17 protein-coding genes are annotated in these 15614 nt (G+C 42.4%); 9 read left to right on the top strand and 8 right to left on the bottom strand.

The window, feature by feature from the left end; translation table 11 throughout:
- Nucleotides 1–49: 49 nt before the first annotated feature.
- The 4 genes from HWQ44_RS11455 to HWQ44_RS11470 all read left to right on the top strand — a co-directional run bounded on the left by HWQ44_RS11455 (nucleotide 50) and on the right by HWQ44_RS11470 (nucleotide 3616).
- The gene (locus HWQ44_RS11455; protein ID WP_292718525.1) at nucleotides 50–877 is read left to right on the top strand and encodes an SDR family oxidoreductase; all 828 of its coding nucleotides are present in this window, start codon (nucleotides 50–52) and stop codon (nucleotides 875–877) included.
- Nucleotides 878–879: 2 nt separating this feature from the next.
- On the top strand, nucleotides 880–2163 hold the full coding sequence (locus HWQ44_RS11460) for a lactate racemase domain-containing protein (RefSeq protein WP_292718527.1): 1284 nt from the start codon (nucleotides 880–882) through the stop codon (nucleotides 2161–2163).
- Nucleotides 2164–2345: 182 nt separating this feature from the next.
- A complete protein-coding gene (tmk, locus tag HWQ44_RS11465; RefSeq protein ID WP_292718529.1) occupies nucleotides 2346–2981 on the top strand; it encodes a dTMP kinase in 636 nt (211 codons plus the stop codon).
- 92 nt (nucleotides 2982–3073) lie between these two features.
- A complete protein-coding gene (locus HWQ44_RS11470; RefSeq protein ID WP_292718531.1) occupies nucleotides 3074–3616 on the top strand; it encodes a hypothetical protein in 543 nt (180 codons plus the stop codon).
- A 7-nt stretch (nucleotides 3617–3623) separates the two neighbouring features.
- Here the strand turns inward: HWQ44_RS11470 and HWQ44_RS11475 are convergent, their stop codons facing one another.
- Nucleotides 3624–3812, bottom strand: a complete 189-nt coding sequence (locus HWQ44_RS11475) for a hypothetical protein (RefSeq protein WP_094353117.1) — start codon at nucleotides 3810–3812, stop codon at nucleotides 3624–3626.
- 127 nt (nucleotides 3813–3939) lie between these two features.
- Here HWQ44_RS11475 and HWQ44_RS11480 point away from each other — a divergent pair, with 127 nt between their 5' ends.
- Both HWQ44_RS11480 and HWQ44_RS11485 read left to right on the top strand, forming a co-directional pair.
- Complete coding sequence (locus HWQ44_RS11480) at nucleotides 3940–4317, top strand: hypothetical protein (RefSeq protein ID WP_292718534.1); 378 nt, start codon at nucleotides 3940–3942, stop codon at nucleotides 4315–4317.
- Nucleotides 4318–4452: 135 nt separating this feature from the next.
- Nucleotides 4453–5316: a class I SAM-dependent methyltransferase gene (locus tag HWQ44_RS11485; protein ID WP_292718536.1), complete on the top strand. Its 864-nt coding sequence runs from the start codon at nucleotides 4453–4455 to the stop codon at nucleotides 5314–5316.
- 79 nt (nucleotides 5317–5395) lie between these two features.
- Here the strand turns inward: HWQ44_RS11485 and HWQ44_RS11490 are convergent, their stop codons facing one another.
- The 4 genes from HWQ44_RS11490 to HWQ44_RS11505 all read right to left on the bottom strand — a co-directional run bounded on the left by HWQ44_RS11490 (nucleotide 5396) and on the right by HWQ44_RS11505 (nucleotide 9433).
- Nucleotides 5396–5845, bottom strand: coding sequence for an antibiotic biosynthesis monooxygenase (locus HWQ44_RS11490; RefSeq protein WP_292718538.1), 450 nt, complete (start codon nucleotides 5843–5845; stop codon nucleotides 5396–5398).
- 185 nt (nucleotides 5846–6030) lie between these two features.
- Nucleotides 6031–6831 (bottom strand): RMD1 family protein, encoded by an 801-nt coding sequence (locus HWQ44_RS11495; protein ID WP_292718540.1) that lies wholly within the window; start codon nucleotides 6829–6831, stop codon nucleotides 6031–6033.
- A gap of 381 nt (nucleotides 6832–7212) precedes the next feature.
- The gene (locus HWQ44_RS11500; RefSeq protein WP_292718542.1) at nucleotides 7213–7809 is read right to left on the bottom strand and encodes a peroxiredoxin-like family protein; all 597 of its coding nucleotides are present in this window, start codon (nucleotides 7807–7809) and stop codon (nucleotides 7213–7215) included.
- A 241-nt stretch (nucleotides 7810–8050) separates the two neighbouring features.
- Nucleotides 8051–9433: a 1-acyl-sn-glycerol-3-phosphate acyltransferase gene (locus tag HWQ44_RS11505; RefSeq protein WP_292718544.1), complete on the bottom strand. Its 1383-nt coding sequence runs from the start codon at nucleotides 9431–9433 to the stop codon at nucleotides 8051–8053.
- A gap of 150 nt (nucleotides 9434–9583) precedes the next feature.
- On the opposite strand from HWQ44_RS11505, the gene HWQ44_RS11510 reads away from it, so the two are divergent.
- Both HWQ44_RS11510 and HWQ44_RS11515 read left to right on the top strand, forming a co-directional pair.
- A complete protein-coding gene (locus HWQ44_RS11510) occupies nucleotides 9584–11617 on the top strand; it encodes a proline--tRNA ligase (protein WP_292718546.1) in 2034 nt (677 codons plus the stop codon).
- A gap of 346 nt (nucleotides 11618–11963) precedes the next feature.
- Nucleotides 11964–12575 carry a GerMN domain-containing protein gene (locus HWQ44_RS11515; protein WP_292718548.1) on the top strand — a complete coding sequence of 204 codons (612 nt, stop codon included), beginning with the start codon at nucleotides 11964–11966 and terminating at the stop codon, nucleotides 12573–12575.
- A gap of 78 nt (nucleotides 12576–12653) precedes the next feature.
- Here HWQ44_RS11515 and HWQ44_RS11520 read toward each other — a convergent pair whose 3' ends face one another.
- The 3 genes from HWQ44_RS11520 to efp form a co-directional block, all read right to left on the bottom strand.
- Nucleotides 12654–13001 (bottom strand): metalloregulator ArsR/SmtB family transcription factor, encoded by a 348-nt coding sequence (locus HWQ44_RS11520; protein ID WP_104909018.1) that lies wholly within the window; start codon nucleotides 12999–13001, stop codon nucleotides 12654–12656.
- A gap of 62 nt (nucleotides 13002–13063) precedes the next feature.
- Entirely contained in the window at nucleotides 13064–13624 is a 561-nt protein-coding gene (gene accB, locus HWQ44_RS11525) for an acetyl-CoA carboxylase biotin carboxyl carrier protein (RefSeq protein ID WP_292718552.1), read from the bottom strand.
- A 109-nt stretch (nucleotides 13625–13733) separates the two neighbouring features.
- Nucleotides 13734–14291: an elongation factor P gene (gene efp, locus HWQ44_RS11530; protein ID WP_292718554.1), complete on the bottom strand. Its 558-nt coding sequence runs from the start codon at nucleotides 14289–14291 to the stop codon at nucleotides 13734–13736.
- Nucleotides 14292–14478: 187 nt separating this feature from the next.
- Between efp and HWQ44_RS11535 the strand changes: the two genes are divergently transcribed.
- Nucleotides 14479–15585, top strand: coding sequence for a peptidylprolyl isomerase (locus tag HWQ44_RS11535; protein ID WP_292718556.1), 1107 nt, complete (start codon nucleotides 14479–14481; stop codon nucleotides 15583–15585).
- Nucleotides 15586–15614: the final 29 nt, after the last annotated feature.

Genomic DNA, 15614 nt, shown 5'->3' on the forward strand with positions numbered 1-15614 from the left:
AGGGAAGCGCAGAGGTACGCAGAGAATTTTACTAAGTGGGGGAATCATTTTGATTTTAAGTAAACTTTTTAGTTTGAAGGAGCGGGTTGCGGTAGTTACGGGTGGTTCTGGTGTGCTTGGTGGGGCTATGGCAAGGGGTTTGGCTTTGGCTGGAGCGCGAGTTGTCGTTTTGGGTCGCAATGGAGTTAGGGCGGGGGCGGTGGTGGCTGAGATTACTGCTGGTGGTGGAGAAAGTATGGCTGTGGTGGCAGATGTTAGCGATCGCTCCCAATTAGAAATCGCTAGGGATGTTATTATACAGCGTTGGGGTGAGATAGATATCCTGGTAAATATGGCTGGCGGTAATATTGCTGCTGCTACAATTACTCCTGATGCGACTATTTTTAATATGCCTCGCGTTGCTTTTGAGGAAGTAGTTAACCTCAATTTAGTTGGCACTCTACTACCTTGTCAGGTTTTTGGTCAAGCAATGGTGGAAAGAAGTCAGCCTCACGGTTGCATTGTGAATATTTCTTCTATGTCTGCCATTCGAGCGATTAGCCGTGTGGTTGGCTACTCAGCTGCAAAAGCAGGGATAGATAACTTTACTCGCTGGCTAGCTGTAGAACTCGCCCAAAAGTATGGTGATGGAATGCGAGTAAATGCGATCGCACCAGGTTTTTTTATTGGGGAACAAAATCGAGATTTACTCCTAAATTCTGATGGCAGTTTAACCGTTCGCGGACAAAAAATTATTGACCATACCCCCGCCGGACGTTTCGGAAAACCAGATGAATTACTCAGCACTTTGATCTGGTTATGTAGTGCTGGTTCTAGTTTTGTTAATGGGGTAGTTGTGCCGGTAGATGGTGGATTTAGTATCTACAGTGGAGTCTAATAATGTATTCACTAGCCGTAAATAACGGTACACTTTCAGATGAGCAAGTTTCCGGGTTAATTCATCAAGCTTTCGCAGACCCTAAGTTAGATGGACAGCGCATCTTGGTGTTAATTCCAGATAGTACCCGCACTGCTCCCATCCCTCAAATGTTTCGATTGCTTCATCAGGAGTTGAGTCAAAGAGTAGCGGCTCTGGATTTTTTAATTGCTCTGGGTACACATAATCCGATGAGTGAAGAACAAATCAATCACTTAGTAGGAGTGACATCAGAGGAGCGAGAAACAACTTTTAAAAAAATTCGCATATTTAACCATCTTTGGAATGAGCCAGATACTTTTATTTCTTGTGGAGTAATTTCGGCAGAAGAGATAGCAGAGATTAGTAATGGAATGCTACATCAGTCAGTTGATGTGCGTATTAATAAGCTGGTAACAGAATATGATTTAATCGTGATTTGTGGGCCAGTTTTTCCCCACGAAGTTGTCGGTTTCTCTGGTGGAAATAAATATTTTTTCCCTGGTATTGGTGGTCAAGAAGTAATTAATCTGTCCCACTGGTTAGGTGCTTTAATTACTTGTTACGAAATTATTGGTACGCTAGGAATCACACCAGTCCGGCGTTTGATTAACCGAGCCGCTAACCTGATTTCGACCCCAAAACTTTGTTTGGCGATGGTGGTTGCACCGAAAACAAATCAGCTAGCTGGACTTTATATAGATCGACCAGAATCAGCCTGGGAAGACGCTGCAAAATTATCAGCTAAACTGCATATTAAATATGTAGATCGGCCTTTTAAAAAAGTGCTTTCAGTCATGCCTCAAATGTATGATGACATTTGGACTGCGGCGAAAGGAATGTATAAGCTAGAGCCAGTAGTGGCCGATGGAGGCGAGGTAATTATATATGCTCCTCACATTACCGAGTTTAGCTATACACACGGCGAAATTTTATCCGAAGTTGGCTATCATGTGCGGGATTACTTTCTCAAACAGTGGGATAAATTTCAAGAGTATCCTGCTGGAGTGCTAGCCCATAGTACTCACTTAAAAGGGATGGGTACTTTTGATCCCATAAAAGGAGAACAAGCGCGAATTCGCGTGACTTTAGCGACTGGCATTTCTGCTGAACGGTGTGCTGCTCATAACTTAAACTATCGCGATCCGGCGACTATTCAACCCACTGAATGGGCGAATCAAGAGAATGAAGGTATATTGCTTGTGCCAAAGGCTGGCGAGATACTATACCGTCTGAGTGACAGTAATTTTCAGGTAACTAAATCGTAGTTTTCGAGACGCGATAAATCGCCGTCTCTACAAGTGTTTTGGTCTTATCTGAACTGTATTGAATCATAAACTGCGATATCTACGATGGGCTACGCCTACGCGATCGCAGTTTATGATTTTCCACTTCGCGCTATTCTTGATCAAATGTCAACGAATCAGTTTATTGCAGCGAACAAAAAAGCATGGGTGGGAAATTAATTGTATTTGAAGGGGTGGAAGGCTGTGGCAAAACCAGCCAAATGCAGCTTTGTTCTGAGTGGTTGGAAAGTCTCGGTGTTTCTGTGGTGTTAACTCGCGAACCAGGGGGAACAGAGTTAGGTTTACATCTTCGGCGCTTGCTACTAGAAAAGTCAGAAGATAAACCAGTTGCAGAAGTGACAGAACTTTTATTGTATGCTGCTGACCGATCGCAACACGTTGCACAAGAGCTTAAACCAAATCTCGCAGCTGGGAAATATATTTTATGCGATCGCTACACTGACTCTACCATTGCCTACCAAGGATATGGTCGCGGTCTGAATATGAGTTTAATCAATCAGCTGAACAATATTGCTACTGGTGGTTTAGAAAGCGACTTAACTATTTGGCTAGATGTCGATGTCGAAGTGGGACTGTCCCGCAAACGGGGAGATGGAGTAGGATTAGACCGCATTGAACAAGAAGCGATCGCTTTTCATCGCCGCGTTCAGCAAGGATACGCAGAGTTAGCAGCATCCTATCCCTCAAGAATTGTGCGGGTAGATGGCAGCTTGAGTAAGGAAGCTGTGCAAGAGGTAATTCAAGGAATTTTGCGCGTACATCTGCACTTGGCGAGGTAAGGCGAAAATAAACCTCAAAGTTTTTTATGAGAGTTTGGGCAAACTAGATATGGAGAAAAATCTAGTCAATACAAGGCAAGTAGTAAGAAATAATGGATTGTAATCATCTGGATTATATCAAAAGTGTCACTGATAAAGGTAATGAGAGAGAGTGGGCGTATTCTGATGAATCTATCGGATCTGAATTTAAGTTGAACTTTAAAAGAGGTAAAGGAGTAGAATCTCACGCCCGTAAATTACCAAAAGGATCTCTTATCATCCTTTCTCAAATACCGCATGAGTGCAAAGACAATCTCACAGGAGAGAAAAAGAAAATACCAGATGAGTGCAAAAAGAGATACCTGACACACGTAGTTGAACTGCTGAATGATGGAAATTACGATGAACAGCAGCTTAAATGGGGAGAAGATCCGTGGGGGATTTTTCGATTAGTTAAGGTTCATTGGATTACTGATTTCAATAACTGCCGCAAAATTCCTGTTGAGTTAGATGTAATTAAAGTCAAGTGGAGTCGTCGTAACACTTACGCTATATCGTTGGAAAGTAAAACACTGAAAGCTCACTGGAATGATGTCCATGAATTAAGAGAACACTTAAAAAAAGAATTGAATTTGTGTTGCACTAAAGTCCAATAATGCGACACTACTTCCCTTTTTTCTCATCCAGTGCTTTCTGAATAGCTTCTCTACAGAATTCAGGAGGGTCGTCTTGTGCCTTTACCTCTTCCTTCATTTTTTCGGTGACACGAAAATTAAGATTTTGTGTTAGCGGTTCTTCTCTATCAGACTTAAGTGGTTTTAAATTTTCTGGATTACCTTTAGGGTTAGGCATTGTTGAGAGATGTAAATATAGCTTGAACGATACGTGAACATATAGATAAAGTTTTAATCGGTGGTGTTCGCGTCTGTCAAAACAGTTCACCACCGATACCACTTTTACAAATGGGTAATTCTATTTTATGTTCACAAGGTCAGAACTCGAAATCAAAACCACTGCTGAGTTGAGAGACTTATGTAGGCGTTACGGATTAAAGCCTACCGGGAATGGAGGGTACAAGACTAGTTGGATTGTCACCTTGATGGCATTCCCACAGATAGCACTCTCTCAATTAAGGCAAGGAAAAGGTTTAAAATCACCAGGCTTTAGTGTTATTCAATTCCTCGAAGGGGTCGTAGATGAGATGAACTCCCCCACTGATGAACAAGCGGCATTAATTCGGATAACTTTAGAGCGCAAGGCTATGAGCTACCCTGACCGATACGACCAAGAGAGTTTACTGAACTTGCATAAAGCTAAAATGCACCTTGAGATGGCTATCGGACTGCTAAATCAGTAAATCAGTTTACAAGCCGAAAGTAGTTAGTCCCTAGCAACCTAAAGCTGGGGACTTTTCTATATCCTATATACCCAAAGGGTTTGCTGTCGCTATTAACCCTTATGCTGAAAGGGAAAATAAAAACAAACAACAGCTATGAAATTTTTACAAAATCTCATCCTCCGTCAAAGTTTACTGAAAGCCCTGACTCTAGCTTTCCTTGTATTGGCAGCTGTGATATCCCCCAATGTTTTAGCCAACGAAAGCGAAAAAGCGACATTCAACGGCACAACCACACTCCAAACTATACTCACCAGCAGTCATCGTTCAGAGCAGAATCGCCTTCGAGACAAGTACCGCCACCCAGCCCAGACTCTCGAATTCTTCGGTCTGCGCCCAAATATGACGGTAGTTGAATTGTGGCCAGGAAGCGGCTGGTATACTGAGATATTAGCCCCCTTTCTAGCGCCCAAGGGACAACTGATAGTTACTAACTTTGCTCCAAGCACAAGTAAACCCGCTTTGGCTTTGCAAGAGAAACTGGCAGCGAATCCAGAGATTTTTGGTAAAGTCAAAGTAGCCCAAATCAATCCCCCAAATGAACTTACTCTAGCCCCAGAAAACTCTGTGGACATAGTTGTTACCTTCCGCAATATTCACAACTGGGTGAAAGCTGGCTATGCAGAGCAGGTTTACGCAGCGGCTTACAAAGCATTGAAGCCAGGGGGCATTTTAGGAGTGGAAGAACACCGCGCCCTTGGGGGGACTTCTTTACAAGAGAGTATCAAAACGGGCTATATGTCTGAAGATGGGGTAATTGCTGCTGTGGAGAAGGCTGGCTTCAAATTAGTAGGTAAATCAGAGATTAATGCCAACGCAAAAGATACCAAAGACTATCCGGGCGGAGTTTGGACACTACCACCAACCTTGAGCCAAGGTGAAAAAGATAGGGAACGCTTCCTCACTATTGGAGAGAGCGATCGCATGACCCTCAAGTTTATCAAACCCAAAGCCTTGTAACAGGGAGATGATTGAATGGGAAGACAACTTGCCTTCTGATAATCGCACAAATGGCAGCTTTCAAGCGATCGCGTGAGAATTATTGACGCTGATCTAGCAAGACATCAAAATGTTTAACCTTAGTTTCGGGTTCAATTAGATACTGGTTATCTTTGGGCAAAGGGTGTACTTTTTCTATATCATTGCCAGCAAAGGCACGAATAGCATCCCTGGAATTCCAATAAGAGATGACAGTAAACTCTGTAGTTGTGCCATTAGTACGACGAAATACTTGCACTCCTAAATTCCCAGGAATCGATTGAATTTTCTTGACTCCAGCTTCAGTTAAATATTTATAATATTCATCTGCTTTATTCGTGAGTGTTTGACCATGCCAAATACGTGCAACTACTGTTTTGGCTTGGGTAGTGCTGCCATTAATTTTAGATGGAACAGCGTTAGGCTCAGTCTGTGCAACTGCTAAAAAAGGTAAAGAACCAACTAATAGTGTGGCTCCAAGAAGTATGCCGAAAAATTTTTCTCTTCTCATTGCGAATCTTGTGCTAGGGTTAGCAGATTTTAGCGATGATATTTTTTTAGAACATTGTCAAGCTCACAAAATAGAATACAAGATATTGGTTATGGTGGCAAAGTAGATTTGAGCGAGTAAGAATATTTGCTTTGCCACCTTATGTGCGATCGCTCCCTCGCCAGATCACAACCCCAAATTTAGCTTTAGCCTTTGAAAATGATATCGTACAGTGACAGTAAAACCTCAACCACAATCAAGATCACCACATACCACTCTACTCGCTGACTACTGCTATGCTGCATGAACTCCAGCACCGTTTGGGCGGTTTGGGAAATTAGCTCTAGTTTACGTTCCAGGGCATGGTGACGCTCACGGATTTCATATTCATCTTCCAAGCGCAGATATAAGTTTTCTAGCTGTGGAGATTCCCAAAGTAACTCCGGCTTATCGATAATCTCTACTTGACCCACAATTTTATGTTGAACTAATAGGGTAGTCCCAAGTTGACGTAGTAATTCCCGGCTTTGTTGTCTACTCCTGTTTTCACGCTGGAGACTAGCTGCAAACGGTTCAATTTGATCGAATACAGTTGCTAGGCTGGTTTCATAGTGAGACAGCACAACACTCTTAGCGAGAATATCAGCCACTATCTGCAAGCGTTCTATACTCAATTCATGCAGTAAAATTTTTCCTTCTTTAGCTCGTTCACTTTCCATAATATTGAGATGAACTTCCACCTCTTCTGTTTCCGGGTCGCCAAAAGGGCCGCTAATTTGAGAAGATAGTTTGGTCAAAAAGGCTATCTTTTCTACAGGCTCAAGATTAAACAGGACAACTGCACCATAGCCCAAGAGTACTGCGTACCCTTCTTCACCGGCTTTAACCATTACTGGCATACTCGCCAAGCAAACGTAATTATCCAGCGTCTGTAAGTTAATACCTTTACCAAGAAATAGGGCCTGCGCTCTAAATCTATCTTTGTCATTAAAAAGGAGTTTTTGCATTGTTGCCCGGAAGCTATATTCTGCCTGCTTTACTGCTCTGGTAGCGATAGTAATTTATGCCTGTTGTCAGAAATAACTACAATCCCAGCTTACCAATAAATTTATCCAGTACTACTACCAGGAACTTCCAAATCAAAAAATATCCAATTGCTATGGTATCAATAGGCAGTGTCGGCATATCTAAAGCACTCATATAAATTTGACAAAACCCATAATCTTGGTAACAAAATTTCAATCTGTCAAAGTACATTGGGATTGTCAAATTATGGCTGGATATATGATACCCTGTAAGCGTATTTTATAATCATAGATATCTTGAAATGAGTCTTCTAAGCAATCTCTAATAATTAAAAAAGATAGTGGAAATATAAAATTAACGTTCTAGCTTTTACTAACTATAGAAATATTTCGTAGAATACTCACAATTTCAATTGGGTCTAACCGATTAGTATAATCTGCGTCAACAAAAGCATAAACAACTTTTCCATCTTGAGAAACTACAAATGTAGCTGGGATGGGTAGTTCAAAAGACTCATCCCCATTGTATCTAGGTAACACATGACCTTTCTCGTGCAACATAGGTCTTAGATGCTCTGGGATTTGAAACACAATCCCAAATTGACGAGCAATTATATTGCTACGATCGCTCAAAACTTCATACGTTAATTCATGTTTTTCTACAGTTGATATAGTATGATGATTATTTTGAGGTGAAATAGCAATTAGTGATGCACCTAATGTTTTAATTGCAGGTAATGCTTGCTGGAGTCCTGCTAGTTCTAAATTACAGAAAGGACACCAAGAACCTCGAAAAAAGGAAATAACTACAGGGCCAGTAACTAGGAGTTTTTGTAATTCTACTAGTTGACCGAAAGCATTAGGTAAAATTAAATTCGGAGTAATATCTCCTACCTTTAAACTTTGGTCAATCATTCCTGAAGAAATTAGTTCATTTTTGAGAGACTCTGTAAAATTCATCGTAATTTCCCTGAAAGTTCATCTATACTTTTATGTACCTTTTTAGTGCTTTATAGAGAAATACTGTTGCAGTGAATTTACTGAAAAGTAATAAAATCAATTTTTTAATAAAAGTAGACCCTTGGATTTGCATTGCTGGGATAATCGCTTTGAGTTCCAAGGGATGATTATCATCTACTACTCCTGTTACTAGAGAAGAGATGTATTTCTGCATTAATTGAGATGCTTGCAATCCCCCTAATTAAATTAAGCCTTCCAACGCATTTTGTAAATCATTCGTTACATCAGCAACAGCCTGCCTAGCAGCCAAACGATTCCCTTGATACGCGGGGTAACGCTCAGAAACAGATATGGGTTCACCGATGGTAATTTTGACTTTTTGCTTACCCAATTGTGGACGCTGTACAACTTTATTGCCTTTGATTTTAGCTATCATCTGCCATAAAATTAAAGTCGTTTCAGCAAACCTTTCTACAGTTGGATTTTCACGAATATAATTACCAGAAACTGCCACAAAACTTTCTACTAAACGCATGTGCCACATCCGTGCATTCGCTTCTTCTGCAACGCGATCGCCTAAAGCTTTTTCGACAGCAGATACTCCTTTGACATCCTTAAATTCTTCTCTAAATATATAATTCCAACCTGCTTGTTCTACTCGCCGACAACGGTCACTCAAACTACCTTTAGACTGTAAATTAAAATATTGTTCTGATATTAACAGCGCTGCATTCAACAAAGCTTGCAAACGAACTGCTAAGGCTTCATTCCTATCAGGAATTTGCCCATCGACAATCTTGGGATCTGCTAGTTTTTGATGATAAAACCGGGTGTAAAATTCTTCCATTAGTAAAAGTAAATGTTCTGCCAAAGTCAACAAGCGGGGATAAAGCGACTCCACAGATGCATGTTCTGGTGGATTTGCAGGTAAACCACTAGCCGCCTCTAATTCACTTAAAAGATTAGCGATCGCATCCCAAGGAGCATCAGTGTAACTATATTTAATCCCAACTGGTACAATTAGAACCTGTTGGTCACGTCCAGCTTTGTGCAAATCTTCAGCACACCAAAAGCCTAATTGGGCGATACCAGGTTCTAGGGGGCTAATATTCTCTGATAAACCATTGGTAGCACCTTCAGGCGCAGCCGCCATCGGGAATTTTCCATTGGCGAACAAGTCACGCGCCGAACGTAACCCCGTCCAGTCAGCCTTACCTCGCTGAATCGGAGTACCACCTAAATGAGAAGCAATCCAGCCAACGTGGGAACCTGCCCAGAGAGGAATGCCGCGATCGTAGATAAAATGAGCGTGAATGGGATGCTGTAGTGTTGTACCTTGCGATCGTGCTACCTTTGGTACGAGTTGAGACAGCAAGTAACCTAAACAAAGTGGATCGTCTGTTTTCGGATGGCGAAATGCCAGCATAAAACGGATCTTACCCTCCTGAAACTGGCGATAGAGATCCACTAAAACCTCTACGTTGTCTGCTTCAATTTGGGTAATAGCTGTTTGCCAGTTTATCCAACTGGGTAGCAACAGATGGACGAATCGTAGAAATAAGGGGTTAAACGCCGGAGGAATAAATTCTAAGGGTGCTTGTGCTTGATAAATTACATCTGCCAAGGTAGTTTTCTCCTAAAGTTGCGATAAAAAAAGGCGGAAAGTTGTAAGTAAAAGTGAAAAAGAAATAACGCTGTGTACTTTGTACTTCATCCTTAATACTTCATACTTTAGTTGACATAGAAATTAGCGATCAAAGAAAGGCTATAAACGATGCGACTGTCACAAATGTTATTCGTTACACTCCGAGACGATCCAGCTGATGCTGAGATTCCCAGCCATAAGTTATTACTCCGTGCAGGTTACATTCGTCGTATCGGTAGTGGTCTTTATGCTTATTTGCCTTTAATGTGGCGGGTACTGCAAAAAGCTTCCCAGATTGTGCGAGAAGAAATGAACGCTACAGGCGCACAAGAATGTCTTTTGCCACAATTACAACCTGCTGATTTATGGAAGGAATCGGGACGCTGGGACACTTACACGAAAGCTGAGGGGATCATGTTTTCCCTGATTGACCGCCGTGAGCAACAATTAGGATTAGGGCCAACTCATGAGGAAGTAATCACAGCGATCGCTCGTGATATGATTCGCTCTTATCGCCAGCTACCCCTACACCTCTACCAAATTCAAACCAAATTCCGCGATGAAATTCGTCCCCGCTTTGGTTTAATGCGCGGACGAGAGTTTATCATGAAGGACGGCTACTCTTTCCATGCCGATGAAGCCAGCCTCAAAGAAACTTACCAGGATATGTATAAAGCGTACAGCAATATCCTGCGGCGTTCTGGTTTAGCTTTTCGGGCAGTAGAGGCTGATTCTGGTGCAATTGGTGGTTCTGGTTCCACAGAATTTATGATTTTGGCGGAAGCTGGTGAAGACGAAGTTCTCTACACTGATGATGGGAAATACGCTGCTAACGTAGAAAAGGCTGTTTCTTTACCAATTGACAGCGAACCTTCACGGTTTACAAGCTATGAGAAACGCGATACACCTGGAACAGAAACGATTGAAAAAGTCTGTCAACTCCTCAACTGTTCTCCCACTCAATTGGTCAAAAACGTTCTGTATAAGGCCGTTTATGCTAACGATAATGCTTTACTCGTTCTAGTGAGTATTCGTGGCGATCAAGAAATAAATGAAGTTAAACTTCTGAACGAATTAGCAAAAGTACAAGATCAGTATGCTGGTACTTCAACAGTTTTATCTTTAACTATTTCTGACACAAGCGATCAGAATATCTGGGCAACAAAACCTTTACCTATTGGCTATATTGCTCCTGATTTACCTAATGATTATATTGCTACTCGGACATTTACAAGGCAAGAACTCCAAGAGAAACTGGAATTAAACCTGGATGAACTTAATGAGATTCTCCAAGATTTACCATTATCTCCATCGTATAGTTTGCCGGATGTAAGACAAGCAGTTGAGAAAAAATTTAATCAGTCTAATCCTAAGTCTCATTCTCCTCAAATTAATATCCTGTTGAAGGCACTTGAAAAAACAAGAAAATTGCAATTACAGTATCCCATTCCTAAATTTCTGCGGTATATTGATAAAACCGTAGTTGACTTAAAGAACTTTGTCACCGGTGCAAATGAATCTGGTTATCACGTAGTCGGTGCTAATTGGGGTGAGGAATTTAGGCTCAGTGACTTTTATGAAGTAGATGTGCGGAAGGCAAGACCAGGCGATCGCGCCATTCACAACCCAGAACAAACTCTTGCAAGCGCCCGTGGAATTGAAGCAGGTCACATTTTCCAATTAGGCACTAAATATTCCCAAGCGATGGGTGCAACTTATACCAATGAACAGGGTGAAGAAAAGCCGTTATTTATGGGTTGTTTTGGTGTAGGCGTGTCGCGGTTAGCACAAGCTGCCGTAGAGCAATCTTACGATAAAGATGGGATTATTTGGCCAGTTGCGATCGCACCCTATCACGCGATTGTCACAATTCCTAACATTAAGGATGCTCAACAAATCGAAATCGCTCAAAAACTTTACACAGAACTCAATCAAGCGGGAATTGAAACCCTACTAGATGACCGCGATGAACGTGCTGGAGTGAAATTTAAAGATGCTGACTTGATTGGCATACCTTATAGAATTGTCACCGGGCGGGCGATCGCTAATGGCAAAGTTGAAGTTGTAGAAAGAGCCACCCGTAAATCTCAAGAAATAGTCATTGATGAAGTTACAACTACACTTAAACAGTGGATTAGCGAAGCAATAGGGTATAGAGCATAGGGCAAAACAGTTCCGAGTCCTGAGTAAATAAGTAAAATGTCCGACTAGGTACGGGCTAAACCCTAGCTATCCGCTAACAGCACTCAGTACTCAGTACTCATGAGAGCATTAGTTCTTTCTCCCTTATCCCCCTCATCTCCTCATTCCCCACTCCCCAAAATTTACATAATTTGGTAGGTGACGAATTAGAAATAAAAATTCTAAGATTGAATTAGGGACTTGCAGAATTAAAAGGGAAAAAGTCTCCTCCAGGTTGTGGGAAACTCTCCACTTGTAAGTATCGTCTTTAACCAGGCTGCTCCTCACATAACTACCATATCAGCCCTCAGTCAGGAAGGTTTTGAACATGAAAGACCAACAAGGATCTAATCGTATTTCTTCAGGCGTAATTGCAGCCGTCTCAGCAGCGGTTGTAGCGGTGGGTGGCGGCGTAGCTTGGTTTACTTCACAATCTAGCAATACTCCCATACCGTCAAACCCCTCTGGGCAAATCGCTCAACCAGCACAGCCATCAACTAGGCAGCCAGCTAATGAGCAAACCCCTAATGTTTATTGGCTAAGACCAAAGGACAAAAATGTTGCTTTGGTTCCCCAGCCTGTTAAAGTAGCTTCTGTACTGCCTAACCAGGCTTTAGAAGCAGCTTTCCAAAGTTTATTAGCAGGCCCAACAGAAGGGACAGATTCTACAACCATCCCTAAAGGAACCAAGCTGTTGGGGCTGAAATCAGAAAATGACGAGGTTCACGTTAATTTATCTGAAGATTTTACCAGTGGTGGTGGTAGCACCTCAATGATGGGCCGCGTAGGACAAGTTGTTTACACTGCAACAACTTTAAATCCAAAAGCTAAGGTGTACATTGACGTAAACGGCAAACCGTTGGATGTTTTAGGCGGTGAGGGTGTAGAGTTACAACAACCGCTAACTCGTGAAAGCTTTCAGAAAAATTATCCGCTTTAGTCATTAGTCATTGGTCATTAGTCATTAGTCATTAGTTTTTCACAAATGACAAAGGACAAATGACAAAGGACAACTGACCTAACGTTTGCTATTTAACACACGAAAATTACGGGCTTGCTGCTCTAACCTTGTAGCGAGGCGATCGCAAACCCGATTACACAAATCAAAAATCATTTGATCTTCCACCCGGTAATAGGCGCAAGTTCCTTCACTGCGGCGGCTAAGAATACCTGCTTGCCACATTACCTTCAGGTGTTTTGACACATTTGCCTGAGAAGTCTGTGTTGCCTCTACCAACTCTTGCACGCATTTTTCTTCATCCCGTAATAAGTGCAGCAGCCGCAGGCGCATTGGCTCACTTAACAGGCTGAAGTATTCAGCTACTTGTTGCACCACTTCTGGTGGTAAAGGCAACGTTTGTTTCATCAGGGTTAACCCGCAAAGACTGAAAGTTTTAACAATTACTCACTTGATATATACATTAATACTTAATCAGGGTTAATTCGCATCAAAGGTTGACCATATTCTACAGCATCGCCATTTTGAAGGAGAATTTCCATCACCTGGCCAGAGACTTCGGCTTCGATTTCATTCATCAGCTTCATGGCTTCAATGATACAGACTGTTTGACCTTTGCGGACGCGATCGCCCACTTCCACAAATGCTGCTTCCCCAGGCGCAGGAGCGCGATAAAACGTTCCTACCATTGGGGAAGGCACTTCTACTAATCTTTGATCAATAGTTGAGGGAGGATTTACTGACAACTGCATTTGTGTGCTAGTTCCAGTATTCTCAAATACACGAGATGTGGACACCTCGGTTACCTGACTTCCGCTCACCTGGTTTCCCCCAGACGAACTCGATGTCAAGCCCGAACCTGCCACACCGCCTCCTAAAGTCCCTTGACCTCCCCACAGCACCTGATTGCTGATGCCCACAGCCTTACGGACTGTTAGCTCAAAGTCATCGCTTTTGAGCGTGACTTCTGCAATATCTGTTTGTGCGATAGTTGCCAGAAGTTGGCGGATTTCGTTAAAGTCCAATGGCACAGTTTTTATTACCTCGACCTATCCGTAAATGAGCATCTTAAGTGTGGCAGGGAATTAATCCCTATGTAGGGATTTCAATCGGGAGCAAGCATCTCCGTGGAGATGAAAGTTATTCCCTGCTGATATATTTATCTTCCTGAGTATCAACTTTGATACGTTCTCCTTGGGAAATAAATAAAGGAACCATCACAACTGCACCAGTTTCCAGAGTTGCTGGTTTTGAGCCACCTGTGGCAGTGTCACCTTTTAAACCGGGATCTGTTTGTACAATTTCCAGAACCACAGACTTAGGCAATTCTACTCCTAGCACCTGTTCGCCCCACCGGATCACCTCGGCTTCCATACCTTCCTTGAGGTATTTGACGCGATCGCCAATCTGTGCGCGGGTCAATCTGCCTTCTTCGTAGGTTTCCATATCCATAAAGACGAACTCATCGCCCTCTTTATAGGTATGCTGCATCGTACTTTTTTCTAGAGTGGCTTGCGGCACTGTTTCCCCTGCTCGGAACGTTTTTTCCATTACGCTCCCACTCTGGACATTTTTTAACTTAGTTCGGACAAAGGCGGAACCTTTACCTGGCTTGACGTGTAGGAATTCAAGCACTCGCCATACAGACCCATCTAATACAATTGAAACACCGGGTCGAAAGTCGTTACTGGAGATCATGAAACTTTCAAATTTTGGAAGACAATCGGCATTTATTGTACCCTTCTAGGGTCGTCATTGGGCATTTGTCATTAGTTAGTTGTCATTTGTCATTAGTCATTTGTCATTTATCCTCCGCCCTTAACGTGGGAAGATTATTTATGGGTTACGTCCAGTCAACAATTTAATGCTGCATTTGAGTTATCCCATGCTTAACTTATTAAAATCCTGGCTGAAGAACAGCCTAATGGCAATACTGCTGGTAACAATATTTTTAGGCATAACTACAGCTGGGTGGACTCCCTCCAGTAGCGCCGCACTGCCAGCCGGCAATGCAATTACCGACGGTAAGGCTTTGTTGCGGTATGCACTCCCGATAGATAACAAACCTGTACGACAACTACAAGGCAGTTTAGAGGACATTTCTGCCCAACTGCGGGCAAATCGGCGTTGGGGTGCTATTTCCAAAGACATCAGCCAAGCATCCCGCATTCTCGATAAACCTTCCCAAATCTTAACAAGCGTTCCCGCAGAACGCCAACCCCAAGCCGAAGCTTGGATTACCGAGTTAAAATCTGGGGTGGGTAAATTGCAAGAATTGGCGAACAGCAAAGATAAAGAACAAATTCTGCAAGAGAGAGGCAAACTGCTAAATCTTGTTACTCAGCTAGAAGAGTCAATGGTGAAACAATTTCCCTTTGAAGTACCTGCTGAGTACAGTAACCTACCGCAACTTAAAGGTCATGCTACTGTAGAAATCAAAACCAACAAAGGTGATTTGACCCTTGTCGTAGATGGTTACAGCGCCCCGGTCACTGCTGGTAATTTTGTAGATTTGGTACAGAGGGGTTTTTATAATGGCTTAGAATTTACCCGTTCTGAAGAATCTTACTTTCTCCAAACTGGAGATCCGGCTGGGAAAGATGTGGGTTTTATTGACCCAAAAACGGGGAAATATCGCGCCATTCCCTTAGAAGTCTTAGTCCAAGGCGATAAAGCTCCTACTTATGGCGTTACTCTAGAAGAAGCTGGTCGTTACGTTGATATGCCAGTTTTACCTTTTTCTGCATTTGGTGCAGTAGTGATGGCTCGTCCTGAAAGTGAAGTAAATGGTGGTTCATCACAATTTTTCTTCTTTTTGTTTGAACCAGAACTCACCCCTGCCGGACGCAATCTATTAGATGGTCGCTATGCCGTTTTTGGCTATCTCACCGAAGGCAGAGAAATTTTAGATAAACTGAAGGCTGGTGACAAAATTGAATCGGCAAAAGTGGTTCAGGGCATAGAAAATTTGGTTCAGCCGCAAGCTGCATAAGAAGAGAGCAGGGGGAGAATAATTCCTGT

Source organism: Nostoc sp. JL34 (genome assembly GCF_017114945.1).
GTDB lineage: Bacteria > Cyanobacteriota > Cyanobacteriia > Cyanobacteriales > Nostocaceae > Nostoc.

Bases quoted from the DNA above. Each gene is read 5' to 3' on its own strand.
- HWQ44_RS11475 (WP_094353117.1), bottom strand. From the start codon at position 3,812: ATGCCTAACCCTAAAGGTAATCCAGAAAATTTAAAACCACTTAAGTCT.
- HWQ44_RS11500 (WP_292718542.1), bottom strand. From the start codon at position 7,809: ATGAATTTTACAGAGTCTCTCAAAAATGAACTAATTTCTTCAGGAATG.
- HWQ44_RS11510 (WP_292718546.1), top strand. From the start codon at position 9,584: ATGCGACTGTCACAAATGTTATTCGTTACACTCCGAGACGATCCAGCT.
- efp (WP_292718554.1), bottom strand. From the start codon at position 14,291: ATGATCTCCAGTAACGACTTTCGACCCGGTGTTTCAATTGTATTAGAT.
- HWQ44_RS11535 (WP_292718556.1), top strand. From the start codon at position 14,479: ATGCTTAACTTATTAAAATCCTGGCTGAAGAACAGCCTAATGGCAATA.
- HWQ44_RS11460 (WP_292718527.1), top strand. From the start codon at position 880: ATGTATTCACTAGCCGTAAATAACGGTACACTTTCAGATGAGCAAGTT.
- HWQ44_RS11490 (WP_292718538.1), bottom strand. From the start codon at position 5,845: ATGAGAAGAGAAAAATTTTTCGGCATACTTCTTGGAGCCACACTATTA.
- HWQ44_RS11470 (WP_292718531.1), top strand. From the start codon at position 3,074: ATGGATTGTAATCATCTGGATTATATCAAAAGTGTCACTGATAAAGGT.
- HWQ44_RS11495 (WP_292718540.1), bottom strand. From the start codon at position 6,831: ATGCAAAAACTCCTTTTTAATGACAAAGATAGATTTAGAGCGCAGGCC.
- HWQ44_RS11480 (WP_292718534.1), top strand. From the start codon at position 3,940: ATGTTCACAAGGTCAGAACTCGAAATCAAAACCACTGCTGAGTTGAGA.
- HWQ44_RS11520 (WP_104909018.1), bottom strand. From the start codon at position 13,001: ATGAAACAAACGTTGCCTTTACCACCAGAAGTGGTGCAACAAGTAGCT.
- tmk (WP_292718529.1), top strand. From the start codon at position 2,346: ATGGGTGGGAAATTAATTGTATTTGAAGGGGTGGAAGGCTGTGGCAAA.
- HWQ44_RS11515 (WP_292718548.1), top strand. From the start codon at position 11,964: ATGAAAGACCAACAAGGATCTAATCGTATTTCTTCAGGCGTAATTGCA.
- HWQ44_RS11485 (WP_292718536.1), top strand. From the start codon at position 4,453: ATGAAATTTTTACAAAATCTCATCCTCCGTCAAAGTTTACTGAAAGCC.